15 protein-coding genes and 1 other RNA gene are annotated in these 19,366 nt (G+C 74.5%); 11 read left to right on the top strand and 5 right to left on the bottom strand.

What is annotated here, in order from left to right; all coding sequences use genetic code 11:
• Positions 1 to 109: 109 nt before the first annotated feature.
• Together ACIQTO_RS07515 and ACIQTO_RS07510 are read right to left on the bottom strand one after the other, a co-directional pair.
• A complete protein-coding gene (locus ACIQTO_RS07515; protein WP_402384137.1) occupies positions 110 to 2,113 on the bottom strand; it encodes an alpha/beta hydrolase family protein in 2,004 nt (667 codons plus the stop codon).
• The gene (locus ACIQTO_RS07510) at positions 2,110 to 5,388 is read right to left on the bottom strand and encodes a lanthionine synthetase LanC family protein (RefSeq protein ID WP_402384135.1); all 3,279 of its coding nucleotides are present in this window, start codon (positions 5,386 to 5,388) and stop codon (positions 2,110 to 2,112) included. Before ACIQTO_RS07510 ends, ACIQTO_RS07515 begins: the two co-directional genes overlap by 4 nt.
• Before the next feature lie 532 nt (positions 5,389 to 5,920).
• Here ACIQTO_RS07510 and ACIQTO_RS07505 point away from each other — a divergent pair.
• Genes ACIQTO_RS07505 through ACIQTO_RS07495 form a run of 3 tightly spaced genes read left to right on the top strand, consistent with a single transcriptional unit; the run spans position 5,921 to position 8,677 of the window.
• Positions 5,921 to 6,757, top strand: coding sequence for a Nif3-like dinuclear metal center hexameric protein (locus tag ACIQTO_RS07505; protein ID WP_402384133.1), 837 nt, complete (start codon positions 5,921 to 5,923; stop codon positions 6,755 to 6,757).
• Between the two features lie 23 nt (positions 6,758 to 6,780).
• Positions 6,781 to 7,524: a zinc ribbon domain-containing protein gene (locus ACIQTO_RS07500; protein WP_402384132.1), complete on the top strand. Its 744-nt coding sequence runs from the start codon at positions 6,781 to 6,783 to the stop codon at positions 7,522 to 7,524.
• Between the two features lie 4 nt (positions 7,525 to 7,528).
• A complete protein-coding gene (locus ACIQTO_RS07495) occupies positions 7,529 to 8,677 on the top strand; it encodes a bifunctional RNase H/acid phosphatase (RefSeq protein WP_402384129.1) in 1,149 nt (382 codons plus the stop codon).
• A 52-nt stretch (positions 8,678 to 8,729) separates the two neighbouring features.
• Here ACIQTO_RS07495 and yaaA read toward each other — a convergent pair whose 3' ends face one another.
• Together yaaA and ACIQTO_RS07485 are read right to left on the bottom strand one after the other, a co-directional pair.
• Positions 8,730 to 9,515, bottom strand: a complete 786-nt coding sequence (yaaA, locus tag ACIQTO_RS07490) for a peroxide stress protein YaaA (protein WP_402384126.1) — start codon at positions 9,513 to 9,515, stop codon at positions 8,730 to 8,732.
• Positions 9,516 to 9,640: 125 nt separating this feature from the next.
• Entirely contained in the window at positions 9,641 to 10,117 is a 477-nt protein-coding gene (locus ACIQTO_RS07485; RefSeq protein ID WP_402384123.1) for a DUF3995 domain-containing protein, read from the bottom strand.
• 158 nt (positions 10,118 to 10,275) lie between these two features.
• Between ACIQTO_RS07485 and ACIQTO_RS07480 the strand changes: the two genes are divergently transcribed.
• From ACIQTO_RS07480 to ACIQTO_RS07455, 6 genes are all read left to right on the top strand, one after another.
• Positions 10,276 to 10,611 (top strand): hypothetical protein, encoded by a 336-nt coding sequence (locus tag ACIQTO_RS07480; RefSeq protein ID WP_402384122.1) that lies wholly within the window; start codon positions 10,276 to 10,278, stop codon positions 10,609 to 10,611.
• The gene (locus ACIQTO_RS07475) at positions 10,608 to 11,003 is read left to right on the top strand and encodes a type II toxin-antitoxin system death-on-curing family toxin (RefSeq protein WP_402384119.1); all 396 of its coding nucleotides are present in this window, start codon (positions 10,608 to 10,610) and stop codon (positions 11,001 to 11,003) included. Before ACIQTO_RS07480 ends, ACIQTO_RS07475 begins: the two co-directional genes overlap by 4 nt.
• 159 nt (positions 11,004 to 11,162) lie before the next feature.
• Positions 11,163 to 12,617: an RNB domain-containing ribonuclease gene (locus tag ACIQTO_RS07470; protein ID WP_402384116.1), complete on the top strand. Its 1,455-nt coding sequence runs from the start codon at positions 11,163 to 11,165 to the stop codon at positions 12,615 to 12,617.
• Positions 12,618 to 12,851: 234 nt separating this feature from the next.
• A complete protein-coding gene (locus tag ACIQTO_RS07465) occupies positions 12,852 to 14,294 on the top strand; it encodes a DHA2 family efflux MFS transporter permease subunit (RefSeq protein ID WP_402384273.1) in 1,443 nt (480 codons plus the stop codon).
• A gap of 13 nt (positions 14,295 to 14,307) precedes the next feature.
• Positions 14,308 to 14,707, top strand: an RNA gene (gene rnpB / locus ACIQTO_RS07460) — RNase P RNA component class A.
• Between the two features lie 288 nt (positions 14,708 to 14,995).
• Positions 14,996 to 15,184: an AbrB/MazE/SpoVT family DNA-binding domain-containing protein gene (locus ACIQTO_RS07455; RefSeq protein ID WP_402384114.1), complete on the top strand. Its 189-nt coding sequence runs from the start codon at positions 14,996 to 14,998 to the stop codon at positions 15,182 to 15,184.
• Between the two features lie 5 nt (positions 15,185 to 15,189).
• On the opposite strand, the gene ACIQTO_RS07450 is transcribed toward ACIQTO_RS07455, so the two are convergent.
• Complete coding sequence (locus tag ACIQTO_RS07450; protein WP_402384111.1) at positions 15,190 to 15,969, bottom strand: very short patch repair endonuclease; 780 nt, start codon at positions 15,967 to 15,969, stop codon at positions 15,190 to 15,192.
• Positions 15,970 to 16,439: 470 nt separating this feature from the next.
• Between ACIQTO_RS07450 and ACIQTO_RS07445 the strand changes: the two genes are divergently transcribed.
• Positions 16,440 to 16,772 carry a CU044_2847 family protein gene (locus ACIQTO_RS07445; RefSeq protein ID WP_402384108.1) on the top strand — a complete coding sequence of 111 codons (333 nt, stop codon included), beginning with the start codon at positions 16,440 to 16,442 and terminating at the stop codon, positions 16,770 to 16,772.
• Positions 16,769 to 19,366: trypsin-like peptidase domain-containing protein (locus ACIQTO_RS07440; protein WP_402384106.1), on the top strand; the 2,598-nt coding region annotated here is incomplete at its 3' end. The genes ACIQTO_RS07445 and ACIQTO_RS07440, both read left to right, overlap by 4 nt.

Genomic DNA, 19,366 nt, shown 5'->3' with positions numbered 1-19,366 from the left:
CGCCGCGATCTGCGGTACGGGCGTCGGGTGTGCTCCCCGCGACGGCCTCCATCCACCGTCGCGGGTAACGCCCCGGGCCGTCGGGCCCGGGAGTCTGTGGGCCGGGCCGCTAGCCCGGCCGGCCGGTGCGCAGGAAGCCGGCCAGCAGCTCGTGCAGCACGGCGGCGCCGTCCTCGGCCAGCACCTCGTGTCCGGCCCCGGCCGCCTCCACGTACCGGAAGTCGGCGCCCTCGGTCCGCCCGATCCGCAGCAACTCGTGGCGCAGCGAACGGGACTGGCTGACCGGGACGACCTCGTCCCGGTCCCCGTGCACCATCAGCAGGGGTGCGCGGAGGCGGTGCGCGAGCTGGAGGACGTCGCGCGGGCCGCGGGTGTCGGCGATCGACTCGCCGCCGCCGAGTCGGGTGGTCAACGCCCGGACCGGGGAGGCGGCTTCGGCCAGCAGCCGGGCGCCGGACAGGAAGGGCGCGACCACCGCGCAGCGCGCGACCTGCTCGGCGGGCGCGTGCGCGGCCGCCAGCAGCGCGAGGAACGCGCCGTAGCTGACGCCGAACAGGGCGGGGGGCTCCAGGCCGAGCGCGGCGCGCTGGCCCGCGATGCCGTCCAGCAGGTACAGGACGTCGTCGAGGTCCGGCCCGCCCCAGGCGCCCCGGATGGCCATCGCGTGCGCCACCCCGTAGCCGGTGGAGCCGCGTTGGTTCGGCGCGATCACGGCCAGGCCGCCGGCCGCCATCCGCTGCAGGGCGGGGTCGAACTCCAGCCGCCAGGCGTCGGCCGGCCCGCCGTGCAGGGCGAGGACCAGGTGCGGGCTGCTCAGCCAGGCGTCCCCGCCGTACACCACGGCCTCCAACGGCCCGGCCGGTCCGGCGAGTTCGATGCTCTGCGCGGAGTGCCAGCGCCCGCCGTCCCCGGGCGGGGTGCTGCCGTCCAGCTGCCAGCCGGGGGGTGCGGTGCGGGAGACCCGCGGGCTGCCGGGCTGCCACGGCAGGACGGTGTCCCGCCAGGGGCCGGGCAGTCCGGAGCCGAGCGGCGCCAACTGCAGTGGCAGCGGCACCGGGCCGGGGGCCACGCCGGTCGGACCGTTCGCCAGCAGCGTGTCCACGTCCAGGGTGGCCAGCGCGGCCGGGTGCTCGGGCGAGGAGTACGGGATGCGCAGCCCCGCCCCCGACCAGTGCCCGACCGCGCCGAACCGCCCGGGCGGCACCGGCAGGCGGTCCAGCCGTCCGGCGGCCGGCCGCCACAGCGCCAGCGCGGAGCCGGCGCCGTGGTCGACCTGGACGACCACCCGGGCCCCCTCCGGCGTGGCGTGCAGCGCGACCGGTCGCAGGAACATGCCCGCCACGTGCAGGCACTCGGGGAACCGCAACGGCTCGCCGCCGCCCAGCACCCCCCAGCCGAGCCGGTCGGCCCCGGGGGCGTCGCTGCGCACCATCGCGAAGCGGCTCTCCGGGTCGAACAGGACCAGCCGGTCGTTGCTGCGCTCGCCGATCTCCAGCAACGGGGTGACCGCGCCGGTCCGCAGGTCGAGGACGACGGTGCGGACGATGCCCGCGTCGACCCGGTCGAGCGCCAGCAGGGCTCCGGTGCGGTCCAGCCAGACGCCGCCGCCGTGCAGGCCGGGGATCTCGGCGACCTGGCGGGGTTCACCGCCGTCGGCGAACACCAGCCAGGCGGTGGTGCCCGGCCGGGTGTCGGTGCCCAGCGCCAGCGCGACCGGGACGCGGGCGCCCTCGGGGACCGCCGCCGCCGGAACCGGCAGCAGACGCAGCCCGGGCCGCCGCAGGGTGGCCAGCGGCGTTTCCACGGTGGCCGGTTCGCTGCCCGGCGCGCCAGCGCGGAGGACCACCAGGTCGTGCCGCTCGCCGTCGTGCCGGCAGACCAGCACCGAGCCGTCCGGCAGGGCGATCAGTTGGCAGCGCAGGCTCTCGGAGCGGTGGCCGGGCAGGGTCAGCGCGGTCGGCGTGGCCGGGCCGGAGGCCGGCAGCGCCCAACTCTCCGCGTACCAACCGCCGTCGGCGGCCGAGGCGAGGCAGGCGGCGTGGCTGCCGTCGGTGGCGAAGGTGAAGCTGAGGCGGCGCAGGGCCTGCGTCGCGGAGCGGACGGCCACGTTCACGGGGTACTCACCCCGTCGGGTTCGGGCGGCAGTTCGGGGCCGGGGCGCGGTCCGGCCGCCGGGGCCGGTCGGTGTTCGGTCCGTGGTTCGGTACCGGTCCGTGGTGCGCCGGCGGGCGGTACCGGGTCCACCCAGAGCCGGGGGCCGCCGTGGCGCAGGCGCAGCAGGAAGGCCAGCGCGCCCGCGGTGCCCGTCCCGTACGCGGCCGCGCAGCCGGTGCCGGTCTCGTCGGGCAGCACCAGCAGCCCGTCGCGCAGCGCCGACCTGGCGGCGAGCAGCTGGGCCAACTCCTCGGCGCCGGTGCGGAATTCCCGCTCGCCGGTGGCCCCGGCCAGATCCAGCAGGTACTCCCCGTTGCCGGCCAGGCCGTGGCAGGCGCTGACGCCGCAGTGCCAGCGTCCGGCCAGCACGGCCCGGCCGGCGGCGAGGGCGAGCTCGCGCGCGGTGTCGTCACCGGTGGCCTGCCAGAGCCGGAGCAGGAAGGTGCCCGCGCCGGACGACCCGCTGCACCAGTGCGCCAGCCGGACGTGTTCCGGGTCGCCCGCGCCCTGCGGCCACCAGGCCGTCCAGCGGGTGTCGGCGGCGCCGCCGGCCGCGGTCCCCTCGCCGGACCACCCGTCGTTCGGCCCGTCGAACGGCCCGCGGTGCTGTCCGCCGTAGCGTCCGCCGGGCTCCCGGCGGACGGTGGCGGCGAGCGTGCGCCCGGCCTCGGCCGCGCCGTCGAGCAGCGCCCGGTCGCCGGTGGCCCCGGCGGCGGCGAGCAGGAAGGCGCCGACGCCGGCGACCCCGTGGGCGAACCCGAGATGGGTGATCCCGGCGAGCGCCGAGTCGAACTCCTTCGGCACCGGCCAGACCACGCCCTCCGGTGCGGACCGGGCGGCGGCCAGCAGCCCGTGCCCGCAGCGGGCGGCCCGGTCCAGGAACTCCCCGCCGCCCGGCGACGCGGCCGCCGGGGTGCCGGCGGCGAGGCGCAGGTGCAGGAAGCCCGCGCCGGCCGCGCCGTGGCAGACGTCCGGGTTGGGCCACTCGACGGCTATCCGGCGGGCGAGGGCGGCGGCGCGCTCGGCGAGCGCGCGGTCCTCCAGTGCCCCGGCGGCGTCCACCAGCGCCCAGGCGGCGCCCGAGCGGCCGAAGTGCAGCCCCGGCAGCACGACCGGTTCGGCGGCGCACCGGCGCTCGATCCACTCGACGGCGGTCCGCGCCGTCCGGCGGGACTCCTCCCGGACCTCGTCGGGCAGTCCGTCCGTCAGGGCCGCCCTGGCGAGCACGGCGAGTACGCCGGCGGCACCGTGCTGCACATTGCACGGGTCGGACCACTGTCCGGCCGGTACGGCGGGCCAGAGCCGGTCCCGTCGCAGCGGTGTCGCGGTCAGGGCGAGGTGGCGCAGCCCGTCGTGCAGCACCCGGTCGACGAGGGCGGTGGCCCCGGCCGGGCCGTCCGCCCGCGTCGGGCCCGTGCCCCGCGGGGTGTCCGTGCCGTACGGGGTGTCCGTGTCCTGCGGGCCGGCCGGCTCCTCCGGGGCGCCGGTCAGGGCGTACCGGACGCGGGAGAGGCTCCACCGCTGGTCCGGCCCCTCGGCCCGCAGCCCCAGCACCACCGGCGCGAGCCGCCGCGCGGTGTCGCCCGAGCGGGCGGCGAGGGCCAGCCAGCGGCCGAGCCGGTCGGCGACCGGCCGGGCCGACGGCAGATCCTCGGGCAGGAGCGGGTCGTGGCCGGTCGCGAGCAGGAAGAACAGTCCGCCGAGCGCGTACAGATCGGCCGCCGGCTCGGCCACACAGGTGCCCTCCGGGATCGGGCGGCTGCCGGTCAGGACGTCCCGGCCGAGCGCGTCCCGCCCCGGACCGGCGCAGGCCGCCCCGTCCCGCGCCGACCGGCCCGCGCCGGTGCGACCGGTACCGGAGCCAGCGGCACCGGAGCCGTCCGCGCCGTCCGTGACCAGGGCGAGCCGCCCCGGGCCCTGCTCGGGGGCCCGGTAGCCGGGGGTGCCGGCCGAGCCCGCCGCCCGGCCGGCCTCGGTGGCCAGCTCCAGGTCGACCAGCCGCAGCGACCCGTCCGGCCGCACCAGCACATTGCCGGGGGAGAGGTCCCGCAGGACCAGCCCCAGCCCGTGCACCCGCTCGACCAGGTCGAGCAGCGCGTGCACCAGCGGCCCGGCCTCGGCCCAGTCCACGTCGGGGCTGCCGTCGCGGCGCAGCCGGGCCGCCACCCAGCTGCCGAGCGGCTGCCCGGCGATTCGTTCCTGCACCAGGAACAGCGAGTCGTCCTGCTCGATCAGCTCGACCGGTCGCGGCGCGAGGTCCTGCCCCTCCAGCCGCGCCAGCAGCGCGGCCTCGTGCCGCAGCGCCGCCCGGGCGTCGGTGCCGGACCGGTCCACCTCGATGTGCGCGCGGGCCTGCTTGACCACGACCTCGGCGCCGCCGTCGGTGTCCCGTCCGAGGAAGACGCCGCCCTTGGCGCTGTGCCGGATCGCCCCGGTGACGGCGTACCGCCCGGCGAGCAGCACCCCGCCGGAGCCGCGCCTGGGCGCCGCCGGCCTGGCCGCACCGGGGCCGCGCCCCGGCACGGGACCCTCCTGCGCCGGGCGCCCGCCCACCGGGCCGCCCCGCTCCCGCGGCGGTCCGGCTCCTTCGGCCAGCGGGTCGCGCGCCCACGGCGGGCAGCGGTACGAGGCGCCGCGCACGTCCTCGACCCGCTCGCCGTCCGGCCCGCGCAGCATCGACCGGTACCCGCCGTCGTTGCCCAGCTCGGCGCGCGCCGCGAAGGCGCCGTAGCGGTAGTGCACCCGGCTGCCGGGCCGGTAGGGGCGGTCGGAGAGCACCACCGGTCCGGGCATGCCGTCCGTCGCCCGGTGCAACGCGGCGGCCAGCCGCCGGAACTGGTCCTCGCCCCGCGGGTAGACGGTGATGAACTTGCCCGCCGAACCCCGGTCGCTGTTGCGTGAGTTGATCTCGTGCAGCCGCTCCCGTCCGGCGGCGAACTTGAAGGTGCACGGGTCGTCGGCCAGGACCTCGGTGACGGCGGTCAGGACGGCGCCGCCGACCGCCGACGCCGCGCTCACGTGGATCTTCCAGCCCTCCCCGGCCAGCTCCGCCGCGGCCGGCCTGGCCGTGCACCAGAAGCCCTCGACGGAGACCTGCCAGTCGTCGTCGCCTCCCCGGCCCCCGGCGCCGGCCAGTGCCGCCCGCGCCACCTCCGGCCACCCGCCGGCCGCGTCCGGCCGGTGGCCCGCCGATCCGTTCCCCCCGGCCGTACGCAGCGATGTGTCCGCCCCCATCCGCCCTCACATCCCTTCGTCTCGGCCGGCGCCCGCGGGTGCCCACTGCTCGGGCACCCGCGGCGCACGCCGACGGCCTGATCGGTCTTCCCGGAAGTACGGGAGCGCGGCCCCGGCCGCGTCCGCCGCGGGCCCGTCCCGCCTGGGCCCGCATGTCGGCGGAGTGCCATCCCGACCCCCCGGTCCAGGCAACTCCCGTTCGCAGAAGTGAAGTTACTTTCGGTTTCCGGGCGAGCTCAACGCGTAGCGGGTCACTTCACTCGTAAGGGTGATCTGGGCGCGGTTTCGAATATGTGCGAGCGGCCCGCTGTGAGCGGCGCCCCCGCGTACGCGGGAGGCCGCGGCTCCCGCACGGCCCGCGTCCCGGCCCGCGCCGGCCCCGACGGGCGCCCCGGCCGCCCCGGGTGAGCCGCCGGGACGGTGCCCCGGCGGCCGCTCGAACGCCGGGAACCACAGGTTGACGCCCGGCCGCGCGCCCCCGCGCCCGGCCCGGGGGGCCCGGGTGCCCCCGCGCGCACGGTAGTCTCGACAGGTGCCGAAACTGTCCGACGTCATCACCGCGCTCGAAGAGGTCTACCCGCCGCAGTGGGCGGAGTCCTGGGACGCCGTCGGCCTGGTCTGCGGAGACCCTCAGGCCGAGGTCCGCCGCGTGCTGTTCGCCGTCGACCCCGTGCAGGCGGTCGTCGACGAGGCCGTCGAGTGGGGCGCCGACCTGGTGGTCACCCACCACCCCCTCTACCTGCGCGGCACCACCAGCGTCGCGGCGACCACGTTCAAGGGCCGGGTCGTGCACACGCTGATCCGCCACGACATCGCCCTGCACGTGGCGCACACCAACGCCGACCACGCCGACCCGGGCGTCTCGGACGCGCTGGCCGAGGCCGTCGGGCTGCGGGTCACCGGCCCGCTGGTGCCGGACCCGACGGACCCGCTGGGCCGGCGCGGCAGCGGGCGGATCGGTCTGCTGGAGCCCCCGCTGACCCTCGCCGCCTTCGCCGCCCGGGTCGCCGAGGGCCTGCCGGCCACCGCGGCCGGCGTCCGGGTCGCCGGTGACCCGGCCCGGCTGATCAGCCGGGCCGCGGTGTGCGGCGGCTCCGGTGACAGCTTCCTCGCCGAGGCACGGGCGGCCGGTGTCGATGCCTATGTCACCGCCGACCTGCGCCACCACCCGGCGTCCGAGGCCGCCGAGGCGGCGCCGGTCGCGCTGGTCGACGCCGCGCACTGGGCCACCGAGTGGCCCTGGCTCACCCTGGCCGAGCGGGCGCTGCACGGCGCCGCCGAGCAGCGGGGCTGGGCCGTGGAGACGAAGGTCTCCCACCGGGTCACCGACCCGTGGACCGCGCACGCCCCCATGTCCTTCACCGCCTGACCCGATTCACAGGAGCCCTCCGCTTGAACGCCGCGCCCGCCGACCAGATCCGCCTGCTCGACCTCCAGGCCATCGACTCGAAGCTCGACCAGCTGGCCCACCGGCGGCGCAGCCTGCCCGAGCACGCCGAGATCGACCAGGCCACCGCCGACCACACCGCGCTCAAGGACCTCGTGGTGGCCGCCCAGGCCCAGCACGGCGACACCACCCGTGAGCTGACCAAGGCCGAGCAGGACGTCGAGCAGGTCCGCGCCCGCTCCGCCCGCAACCAGCAGCGCCTGGACTCCGGCGCGATCACCTCGCCGCGGGACCTGGAGAACCTCCAGCACGAGATCGGCTCGCTGGCCAAGCGCCAGGGGGACCTGGAGGACGTCGTCCTGGAGATCATGGAGCGCCTGGAGTCCGCCCAGACCCGGGTCACCGAGCTGACCGCGCGCCTGGAGCACTCCACGGTCGTGCTGACGGAGGCCGAGTCCCGCCGGGACGCCGCCTTCGCCGAGATCGACGCCGAGGCCGAGAAGGTCAAGCGCGACCGCGAGGCCGTCGTCGCCGTCGTCCCGGCCGACCTGCTGAAGCTCTACACCCGGCTGCGCGAGCAGCAGGGCGGCGTCGGCGCGGCCCGCCTCTACCAGCGCCGCTGCGAGGGCTGCCGGGTCGAGTTCGCGGTCTCCGACCTGAACGCCATCAAGGCCGAGCCCAAGGACGCCGTCGTCCGCTGCGACAACTGCGGCCGGATCCTGGTGCGCACCGCCGATTCGGGCATCTGACCCGGTGGCGGGGCGCAGGTTCGTCGTCGAGGCCGACGGCGGCTCCCGGGGCAACCCGGGGCCGGCCGGCTACGGCGCGGTGGTCCGGGACGGCGACACCGGCCTGATCATCGCCGAGGCCGCCGAGTTCATCGGCCACGCCACCAACAACGTGGCCGAGTACAAGGGCCTGATCGCCGGCCTGAAGGCGGCCCGGGAGATCGACCCGGACGCCTCGGTGGACGTCCGGATGGACTCCAAGCTGGTGGTCGAGCAGATGTCCGGGCGCTGGAAGATCAAGCACCCCGACATGCAGCCGCTCGCCGCCGAGGCCCGGTCGGTGCTGCCGCGCGGTCAGGTCAAGTACACCTGGATCCCGCGCGAGCGGAACAAGGACGCCGACCGGCTGGCCAACGAGGCGATGGACGCGGGCAAGGCCGGCCGCCAGTGGGAGCCGAAGGCGCCGAAGGCCGAGCGGCCCGCGGCCGTCGACGAGCCCCCGCCGGAGACCACCGCCCCCAAGGCCGGCTGGGCGGCCGCCGCCGACCTCGGCACGCCGACCACCTTCGTCCTGCTCCGCCACGGCGAGACCCACCTCACCCCGGAGAAGCGCTTCTCCGGCAGCGGCGGCAGCGACCCGGAACTCTCCGAGAAGGGCCGCTGGCAGGCCGAGCGGGCCGCCGAGGCGCTGGTCGCGCGCGGCTCCGTCCAGGCCGTGGTCAGCTCCCCGATGCTCCGCACCCGGCAGACCGCCGAGACCGTCGCCGCCCGGCTCGGCCTGGAGGTCCGCTACGAGGACGGGCTGCGCGAGGTGGACTTCGGCGCGTGGGAGGGGCTGACCTTCGCCGAGGTGCGGGAGCGCCACCCGGAGGACCTCAACGCCTGGCTCGGCTCCGCCAAGGCCAGGCCGACCGGCGGCGGCGAGAGCTTCACCACGCTCACCCACCGGGTCGGCGTCGCGCGGGACAAGATCCTGGCCCGCCACCACGGCCGGACCGTCCTGGTGGTGTCGCACGTCAGCCCGATCAAGACCCTGGTGCGGCTCGCGCTCGGGGCCCCGCCGGACTCGCTCTACCGGATGGAGCTGTCCGCCGCCTCGCTCTGCGCCGTCCAGTACTACGCGGACGGCAACGCCTCGGTGCGGTTGCTCAACGACACCGGACACCTGCGCTGACGGCCGGCGGCGGGCCCACCGGGGCCCGCCGCCACCGCCGGTGGGTCCCGGTTCAGTGGATCTCGGTGACCACGACGTCCAGCTGCCACGGCTTGCGGGCGGTGCCCTCGGCCGCGACCTCCACCCGGTGCCCCAGCCCGAGCAGCGCGTCCACCAGCTCGCCGGGCGTCTTCGGCTCGGCGCCCGCCACCAGCAGGTCGCGGACCAGCCGGCCCTTGGTGGCCTTGTTGAAGTGGCTCACCACGGACCGCTTGCCGTCGCGCTCCTGCAGCACCCGCACGGTGGCCGTCCGGGTCACCACCTCACCGGCCGGCTTCCACGCCGCCGCGTAGGCGGAGCTGCGCAGGTCCAGCACCAGGCCGTCCGCCACCTCCGGCAGCACGGACGCCGTCGCGGCGCGCCAGTACGGGCCGAGCGCCCCCAGACCGGGCAGCTTCACGCCCATCGAGCAGCGGTAGGGCGGGATCCGGTCGCCGATCCGGACCGCGCCCCAGAGGCCGGAGAAGACCAGCAGCGCGCGCCCGGCCCGGTCGTACGCGGCCGCGTCCAGGGTGGCCAGGCCGAGGTTGTCGAACAGGACACCGGTGTACACCTCGCCGGCGGGCCGCGCGCCGGCCGTCGGCAGGCCCGCGTTCCGGGCGACCTCGCCGCGCAGGCCGGGGCTCAGGCCGAGCACCCCGGCGGCGGCCTCCTCGTCGCCGCGGCAGAGGGCGACCAGGGTCTCCAGCACCCGCGCGCGCGCCGCCGTCAGCCCGGGCAGCGACAGCGCGTCGAGTGCCACCGGCACTCCGTCCCCGGACGCGGCCTTGCCCTCCGAGGGCGGCAACAGCACCAGCACAGCGGACTCCTCGACATTTTGTGGCGGGCGAACCCCGCCACCCTACGCAAACGGGCCCGACCGCGGGTAACCCCGCTGCGTGCGGAGGCCGGGCCGCAGCGGCGGCCACGGGGTCCGGGCCGTGGCTACGGGGCCCGGTCCGCGTCGGGGGCCGCCGCCGCGACGACGGCCGCCCCGGCGCCGAGCGCCAGGCAGAGCGGCGAGTAGTACCGCGTGTTCAGCCGCCGGAACCGCGGTGTCCGCCCGCTCCGCACGCCGAAGGCCACCGGCCCGGCCGCCCCGCGGGCCAGCAGCACCCCCGCGACCGCCCGGACGCCGGCCCGGCGCACCCGCCGCGGCCCCACCGCCGGCAGCACCCCGGCCTCCGCGCCCACCAGGTACGCCGCCGTTCCCAGCAGGCCCGCCACGGCGAGGCAGGCCGCCGCCGGGGGCACACCGTCGCCCGTGCCGACCACCGTGTCCGCGAACTCCCGCGGCGACCGGGCCGGCCACGGCGTCGCCGTCCAGAGCGCGTGCAGCGCCCCCGTCGCCGCCAGGACGCCGGCCACCGCCGCGCCCGTCACCCGTACCGCGCCCGGTACCGCCCCCGTCGCCCGTGCCACGTCCGACACCGCGTCCCCCACTGTTCCCGTTCCCGTTCCCATCGGCCGTGGCCCCCTTCCGAATCCGCTCTCCGGGCCACCCTACGAGCCCTTACGGGGAAATCGCTGGGCCGCCGGCCCGTCCCCGGCCTACCGTGGCACCGAAGGAGAGTGACGAGATGACCCTGCGCCCCCTGGACCTGGTGCCCGGCGACGACGACGCCGTGGAGGAGTCCCTGCCCGTCCGGCTGCCCGCCGACCTCCCGCCGGAGACCAGGCTGGCCCTGGAGTTCGCGGTGGCGGCGGCGGCCCGGGCGGTGCTGGCCGGCCGGGTGCGGGTGACCGAGGCGGCCGGCCCGGACCGCGCGGAGCTGGCCTTCGACGTGCGGCAGTCGGAGCTGCCCGAGGCCCTGGCCGAGAAGCCGGCACCCAGCCGGGAGGACCGCCGGGTCGCCCTGGTCGCCCGGATCCGCGCGGCCAACGCGGAGACGCTGGAGAGGCTCAAGGACCTGTGACCGGGCAGCCGGACGGCCGCGACGTCGAGTACCTCGACCTGGCGGACGTCACCTATCTCGCCGGCGGCCCGGAGAACATCCGTGACCTCGGCGCCCTGCTCTCCGCCCTCGGCCGCCCGCGGGCGGGCCTCTTCGGCCGGGACGCCTACCCCGACCTCTGGACCAAGGCCGTCGCGCTCGGCCAGAGCCTCGCCCGCAACCACCCGCTGATCGACCGGAACAAGCGCACCGCCTTCGAGGCGATGCTGCTCTTCCTCGACTACAACGCCGAGCCCTACACCGACCCGCACCCGGACGGCGCCGTCGCCTTCATGCTCCGGCTGGCCACCGGCGGCTACGACGACGCGGTCGCCGCCGCCGCCAAGGACCTCAGGTCCCTGCTCGGCCGCTGAGCCGCCGGCCCGCCGAGTCGCTGAGCCGCCGGCCCGCCGAGTCGCCGAGCCGCCGGCCCGCCGAGCCGTTCGGCCGGTGCCCGGTCGGCCCGGGCGGGCACCGGCGCGCCCGCCGCCGACGTCCGCCCGGAATCACCCGATTCGCCCTACGCTGCCTGCATGCCACGCCGAAAACTGCGCGTCAAGGCCGCCGACTCCGCCCGGATCAACGCCGAACTGGCCGAGCTGCGCGCCCGCCTGGAGATCCGCACCGAGTGGCCGGAGGCCGTCCTCGCGGAGGCCGAGCAGGCCGCCGAGTCGCCGCGACTGCCGGAGTACGACGCGACCGACCTCCCGCTCTTCACGGTCGACCCGCCCGGCTCCCACGACCTCGACCAGGCCATGCACCTGGCCCACCGCCCCGGCGGCGGCTACCGGGTGCACTACGCGATCGCCGACGTCGCCGCCTTCGTCCGTCCCGGCGGCGCGATCGACGCCGAGGCCCGCCGCCGCGTCCAGACCCTCTACTTCCCCGACCACCGCGTCCCGCTGCACCCGGCCCGGCTCTCCGAGGACGCCGCCAGCCTGCTGCCCGGCGAGACCCGTCCGGCCCTGCTCTGGCAGCTCGACCTGGACGCCGACGGCGGGGTCGTCCTCGCCGACCTGCGCCGCGCGCTGGTCCGCTCGCACCGCCGGCTCGACTACACCGACGTCCAGCGCGCCGTGGACGCCGGCGGCGCCGACGAGCAGCTCGCCCTGCTCGCGGCCGTCGGCCGGCTCCGCGAGGAGCGGGAGCGGGCCCGCGGCGGGGTCAGCCTGCCCGTCCCCGAACAGGAGATCGAGGAGACCCTGCACGGGTACGTCCTCGGCTACCGCGCGCTCACCCCCGCCGACGGCTGGAACGCCCAGATCTCCCTGCTCACCGGGATGGCCGCGGCGGAGCTGATGCTGGACGCCGGGGTCGGCCTGCTGCGCACCCTGCCCGCCGCGCCCGCCGCCGCGTTCGAGCGACTGCGCCGCACCGCCCGGGCGCTCGACGTCGACTGGCCGCGGGACCTCCCGTACCCGGACCTCATCCGCTCCCTCGACCCGGACACCCCGTTGCACGCGGCCTTCCTGAACGAGTGCACCGGCCTGCTGCGCGGGGCCGGCTACCAGGCCTTCGACGAGACCCAGGGCCTGCCCGCCCCGGCCGATCCGGCGCACGCCGCGCTGGCCGCGCCGTACGCGCACTGCACCGCGCCGCTGCGCCGGCTCGGGGACCGCTTCGCCCAGGAGGTCTGCGCGGCCGTGGCCGCCGGCGAGTCCGTGCCGGACTGGGCCCGGGAGGCGCTGCCCGAGGTCCCCGCCCTGATGGCGGCCGGGGACCGCCGCTCGGCCGAGGTCGAACGGGCCTGCGTCGACCTGGTGGAGGCGGAGCTGCTGGCCGGCCGGGAGGGCGAGGACTTCCCCGCGGTGGTCATCGACGTGGACGAGCAGCGGCCCGCCCGCGGCACCGTCCAGCTGCGCGAACCCGCGGTCCGGGCCCGCTGCGAGGCGGCGGCCGGCGGGGCGCTCCCGCTCGGCGGTCGGATCGCCGCCCGGCTGACCCGGGCCGACCCCGCCACCGGTACGGTCCGCTTCAGCGCCGTCTGAGTCCGTCCGAGTCCGCCCGGGGTCGTCCGAGTCCGTCCGGGGTCGCCTTGCCGCGGGTCCCGGCCCCGCGTCCGCACCGGCCGGCCGGAGCCCGTCCGGTCCACCCCCGCCCCGCGGCGCCACCCGTACGGTCCGTTCCGCCGCCGCCCGGTGGCGCCCGGGTGGGAGGATCGACCCGTGGCCGAACCGACCTCCCCCCGTACGCCGTCCGCGGACCCCGACCGGCGCCGCAGGATGCTGATCCTGGCGATCTGCTGTCTGAGCCTGTTCATCGTCGGACTCGACAACACGGTGGTGAACATCGCCCTCCCGGCGATCCAGAAGGACTTCGACGCCCCGGCCTCCGGCCTGCAGTGGATCATCGACGCCTACACCCTGGTGCTGGCCTCGCTGCTGATGCTGTTCGGCTCGGTGGCCGACCGCTTCGGCCGTCGCCGGGTGTTCCAGACCGGTCTGGTGCTCTTCGTGCTGGGTTCGCTGCTCTGCAGCCTGGCGCCCAGCCTGCAGTGGCTGGTGGTGTTCCGGGCGGTGCAGGCCGTCGGCGGTTCGATGCTGAACCCGGTGGCGATGTCGATCATCACCAACACCTTCACCGAACCGCGCGAACGGGCCCGGGCGATCGGTGTCTGGGGCGGCGTGGTCGGGATCTCGATGGCGCTCGGCCCCCTGCTCGGCGGATTCCTGGTGGACGGCGCCGGCTGGCAGGCGATCTTCCTGATCAACGTCCCGGTCGGACTGGCCGCCTGCCTGCTGACCGCCCGTTACGTCCCCGAGTCGCGCTCCCCCCGGCCGCGCCGGCTGGACCCGGTCGGCCAGCTGCTGATGGTGGTGCTGCTCGGCTGCGGCACCGCCGCGATCATCGAGGGCCCCGAGCACGGCTGGACCTCCCCGCTGATCCTCGGGCTCGGCGTGGCCGCGCTGGCCGCGCTGGCGGCCTTCCCGTTCTGGGAGCTGCGGGTCGCCGAGCCCCTGGTCGACCCGCGCTTCTTCCGCAGCGCGCCGTTCACCGGTGCCACCGTCACCGCCGTCTGCGCCTTCGCCGCGCTCGGCGGCTTCCTCTTCCTCAACACCCTCTACCTGCAGGACGTCCGGCACTACAGCCCGGTCGAGGCGGGCCTGTGGACGCTGCCGATGGCCGGGATGATGCTGGTCTGCGCGCCGCTCTCCGGCCGGATCGTCGGCGGCCGGGGGCCGCGCGGCCCGCTGGTCGCGGCCGGCCTCGGCCTGGCCGCCAGCGGTGTGCTGCTCACCACGCTCACCGCCGACTCCCCGCCGGGCCTGCTGCTGGCCGCGTACGCGCTGTTCGGCTTCGGCTTCGGCATGGTCAACGCGCCGATCACCAACGCCGCCGTCTCCGGGATGCCACGCGCCCAGGCGGGTGTCGCGGCGGCGGTCGCCTCGACCAGCCGGCAGGTCGGCCAGTCGCTCGGTGTCGCGGTGATCGGCACCGTGGTCACCTCGGCCGTGGTCGGCCCGGTCGCCACCGGCTTCGCTCCGGCCAGCCACGCCGGCTGGTGGATCGTGACCGGGCTGGGCGTCGCGATCCTCGTCCTCGGGCTGGTCACCACCACCGCCTGGGCCACCGGCACCGCCACCCGGGTGGCCGCCCGCCTGGGCGGCGACCCGCTCCCGGCCCGCCCCGTCGTACGGGAGGCCCCGCCCGAGCGGCTACCATGACCACTACGGCGGAAGAGCCGGCCGGGCGGTCGCGACGGGTCCTTCGGGGCCCGCCGAGGAACGTCCGGGCTCCACAGAGCAGGGTGGTGGGTAACGCCCACCCGGGGTGACCCGCGGGACAGTGCCACAGAAAACAGACCGCCCACCGCTTCGGCGGTGGGTAAGGGTGAAACGGTGGTGTAAGAGACCACCAGCGACCGGGGTGACTCGGCCGGCTCGGTAAACCCCACCTGGAGCAAGGTCAAGATCGGTGCCTCCGGGCACCGTGCGCGGATGACCGAGGGCTGCTCGCCCGAGTCCGCGGGTAGACCGCACGAGGCTGTCGGCAACGGCAGCCCTAGATGGATGACCGCCTCCCCGGGCCGCGCGAGCAGCCCGGGAGACAGAACCCGGCGTACAGGCCGGCTCCATCCGCCGTACCAGGGGCTTTGCCCCCGGAAGGGCCTCTGACCTGCGTCGGAGGCCCTTTCCGATCTTTCAGGGGCTTACCGTGTTAGGCGGCAAAACGTCCTTCGAAAGTCCCTCGGACAGAGCTGAAAGTCCCTGAAGAGAAAAAAGTCCCACGAGATGATCTTGATTTGGTGCCGGTGGTCGCAAGCCGCGTGCCTCGGGCCTGCCCACTTCCTGAGGATGCCGAGCACTCCTCCGGCCACTGAAGGGACGATTGGGAGTGACTTGCACGCCCATGGCATGCTGTTGACGTGATCAGAGAAGCTTTCGAGACCGTCATCCGTGAGGACGGGACCGTCGAGCTTCCCATGGGAATCATTGCCGAGGCCGGCCTCGCGGTTGGTTCGAGGGTCATCGCATTCAGTGACGGTGACGGCAGGATCGTCCTACGGCGAGAGGCCGATGCCGCTGACGACCTGCTCAACGGGCGTCCGCTCTGACTGCGTCACCGCATTGACCGCAGGCGCTCAGCGGCGACCGTCTCGATCACGAGTCGAGCCGCCTCCTCCGCCGGGACGTGCTCCCAGATCCGAAGCACCTTCCAACCGGCCTGCTCGAGTAGGTGGTCCGTTTCCGCGTCCCGTGCCTTGTTTCCCTCGATCTTCTCGGTCCAGAAGTCCCTGTTCGTCTCGGGAACGCTCCGATGCTCGGCACAGCCGTGCCAATAGCAGCCGTCCACGAAGACCGCCACCTTCACCTTCGTGAACACGATGTCCGCCGTACGTCGGAGTGTCGGTACCGGCCGGATCGAGACCCGATACCGGAGACCCTCCCGGTGCAGTAGTGATCGGAGCCGTAGCTCGGGCTTCGTGTTCTTCCCCTTGTTTCCCTGCATCGACTTCCGCGTCCCGGGAGACGATGCCCACGAGCCTTCGGCAACCAGCGCGGACGAGAGCAGCCCGGACGCTGCGGCCAACCGCCAGCCCTGACGCAGGTTCTCCGCGCGAGTGGGACGATCGGCCTCCCCCAGGGGAACGTACTTCGAACGGCCGTCGACAGACCATCGGAGCGCGACTCTGACCCGTCCGGTGCGGCCGGATCGGCTCAGCACGACCGTTGCCGACCGGAGACGCCCCGCACCGGCGTCCACCAGCCGGCGGCCGGCGCCTCCGGCCGCACGGTCCTGCTCCCGAGATAGCTGCGCTCTGCTGAGCCCCCGCCTTGGACGCCATGATTGGTCGGGTGCGGCCTTCTCCAGCGACCTGCTCGTGTTCTTCTCTGCCACTGCCGTCCCCCGGCTTTCGAGAATGCGCTTAGATTCCGACGATACGGGCGGCTGGGCGCTGCCGTTGCACGCTTCAGGCCCGATATCCGAACCCGCCCGGCTACGGCAGGGAGCGGTCGCGCCCCCTTTGCGGCCTCTGGGATGCCGCCGACGGCCTCGGCGCACTCAGGGAGTCCGAGCCGGCTTTCGAAGGCCAGCGGGTGACTGTAGCGCGAAATCCCGGCGGATGTCGTTTGGGCCGACCCCGGCTCCGGGACGACGGCCAGACCGCCTCGGGAGACGCGAGTCGACCCGGCTCTGAAAGACATGGACGACGGGCGGCACTACACCACCCAAGTCGGAAACCGTCACCAACCACTACGTTCATGAACGAATCACCCGCCGAGTCGGGAGCAACACACCATCGGTTCTGCGTAGGCCCGGAGTAGCCGGTACCGTCTTCGCGACAGGGAGCTAGCGAAGGGGGGCCTGTGGCGTCTCAGGTGGTGTCATACGAACTGGATCCGGGCACGGTGGTGCAGTTCGAGATCGAGCCGACGGATGAATACCAGCAAGTCGGCGCTGATCAGATTCTCGGCCGGGTACAGGAGGCCGTGCGTCCGGCCGTTGAGGCCGCACGAACCGTGATGGACCAGGTGGCGAGGCTTCGCCCCGCAGAGGTCGAGGTCTCGTTCGGTATCAAGGTGAACGGCTCGGCCAACTGGGTGGTCGCCAAGGCTGCGACGGAGGCCAACTTCGGCGTGAAGCTCATATGGCGGCCCGACGGCGACCAGGCCGGAGCCGAGGTCGACCCTCAGGGATGAGCGCCGCAACCTCGGACGGTCGCCGGCCGCGGGTGGACGGCTGGGTGGCAGCCGTCCATCAGTCCGAACTCGACGACAGACCGCTCGGCTCGGGATTCCTCGTCGATGCCTATCGAGTGCTGACCTGCGCTCACGTCGTCTTCTCTCAGGATGAGCTGCGCAGCCAACTATGGGTGGCGTTCCCGAAGGCCGATGAGCTGATGCATCGCCGGATCAAGGTCCGCCGCGTGGTGGCGCCCGAAGCCACCCGTAAGGTGAGGGATGTGGCGGTTCTGATCCTCGAGGAGCCGGTGTCCGAGGAGTTCGCCGCGCCGTTGCGTCGACCGAGGCCGGATGATCTGCTCGGCAGTTCGTGGTGGTCCTTCGGCTTCGCCGACGACCTGGGGGACTCGTCGGACGGCCTGGTCGGCGAGTCGATCTCCTACGGCTGGGTCCGCCTGGATACCGAGCGCCGTTCGATCCGTCCCGGCGACAGTGGCGCTGCGCTTTGGGCTGCCGACTATCAGGCCGTCGTCGGAATGGTGGGACAGGCGCGGACGAACGGAGGCGAGGCCCGCGCCCTGACCATGTGGGCCATCGCCGACTACCTGCCGGATGAGAAGCTGCAGCTGCTTACCGACTGGGCGGTCGAGGACGCGGGCGAAGCCGGGCTGTCCGAATGGGGCTGGACGCTCACGGGAGATGTCGAAGCGGGCCGACACTGGCGTCCCCGGGCCCGCGGTGTGAGTACGGATGCCGAGCGAGGCATGCGATTCCGTGGCCGTGCGGCAGCGTTGACCACGGTCGTCGACTGGATCACCCGATCGGCCGGCGATCGCAGGCAGGTCCTGGTCGTAACCGGATCCCCCGGAGTCGGGAAATCCGCGGTGCTGGGCCGCATCGTCACCACCGCCGATCAGCGGATCGCGGTGACCCTACCGCCCGAGGACGACGCCGTTCGAGCGCCAGAGGGATCTGTGTCCTGTGCGGTTCACGCAAAGGGCAAGACCGCTCTGGATGTGGCCTGTGAGATCGCCTCCGCCGCCTCCGCCGCACTTCCGGGGGACGTCGACGACTTGCCTCTTTTGATGAGGACCGCACTGGGCGGACGGCCGCCGGGAGCGTTCGCCGTCGTGGTCGACGCCCTCGACGAAGCCGCGACGCCCAACGACGCGCGGGCGATCATGAGGTCGATCGCGATTCCTCTTACGGAGACGTGTGCGGACCTCGGCGTGACGGTGGTGGTCGGCTGCCGACGTGTAGACGGCGAGGGTGACCTCATCGCGCCGTTCGGCGGCGCCGTCGAAATCCTGGACCTCGACAGTCCGAGGTTCTTTGCGCAAGAGGACTTGGTCGCCTACACGCTGACGACACTTCAACTGTTCGGTGACGAGCGATCGGACAACCCGTACAACGTACGACTCGCAGCCGACGCGGTGGCCGAACGGATCGCCGTCATCGCGCAGGGCAACTTCCTGATCGCCGGACTGGTCGCACGTTTCCACGGCATGCACGACCGCACTGCGATCGAGCCGGCCTCGATCTCCTTCACGCCGACCGTCGACGCAGTACTCCGGGACTACCTCACCTTCCTGCCGTCGCTGGATGGCATTCCGGCAGGTGACGTCCTTACGGCGCTGGCCTACGCGGAGTCTCCCGGGATGACGCTCGGTCTCTGGGCCACTGCAGTGGGTGCCCTAGCCGGTCATACCCCGGCCCTGAACGACTTGCGGGCGTTCGCCCGAGCCTCTGCGGCGAACTTCCTGATCGAGTCGAGTGATACCGCCGCTCAAGCGAGTGCCTTCAGACTGTTCCACCAAGCGCTGAACGAAGCGCTCGTCGCCAGCCGGGCAGCCGAGATAGCGATCGCCGACGAACGTGCCATCGCCCTCGCCTTCCAGCGCCTCGGTAGCGACACGGGCTGGGAAGGCGCTCCCCATTACCTGCTTCGCGCGTTGCCCGACCATGCCGCCCGGGGCGGTGTCATCGACGACCTGCTCGAGGACGACTCCTATCCCCTCCACGCCGACCTTCGTCGGCTGGTGCCGGCCGCCAAGGCTTCGACCTCGGCTGCGGGACGTACCCGTAGCCGATTGCTGCGAATGACCCCGCAGGCACTCGACGCGGCGCCGGAGGACCGGGTAGCCCTCTTCAGTGTGACGGAGACACGCGAACACCTGGGCCACACGTATCGCGACGCCGGGCTTCGCGCGCCGTATCGCGGGGTCTGGGCCGCAGGGGCACCTCACCGGGAAGAGATCGTTCTCGAAGGCCACGGTGACTGGGTCAATGCCGTGTGCGTGCTTCCGATGGAGGGCCGCGCCACTCTCGCCAGCGCCGCGAACGACGGTACCGTCCGTCTCTGGAACCTCGATACAGGAGACCAACTGCGGGTTCTCGAAGGCTACAACAACTCGGTTCAGGCCTTGTGTTCCGTCTCGGCGGGGGGCCGGCCACTTCTCGCGACCGCCGGGAACGATTCTGTGGTTCGCCTCCGGGATCCCGAGTCCGGAGTGCTGTCGCACGCCCTTGAAGGGCACACCGGAGCAGTCAGGGCCGTGCTCGCGGTCGAGACGTCCGGCAGGTCGCTTCTCGTGACCGCCGGGAACGACTCG

The sequence above is a fragment of the Kitasatospora sp. NPDC091207 genome (genome assembly GCF_044768625.1).
Lineage (GTDB): Bacteria > Actinomycetota > Actinomycetes > Streptomycetales > Streptomycetaceae > Kitasatospora.
Note: the sequence above shows the minus strand (reverse complement) of the source record. Positions and strands in the feature narration are given on the sequence as shown.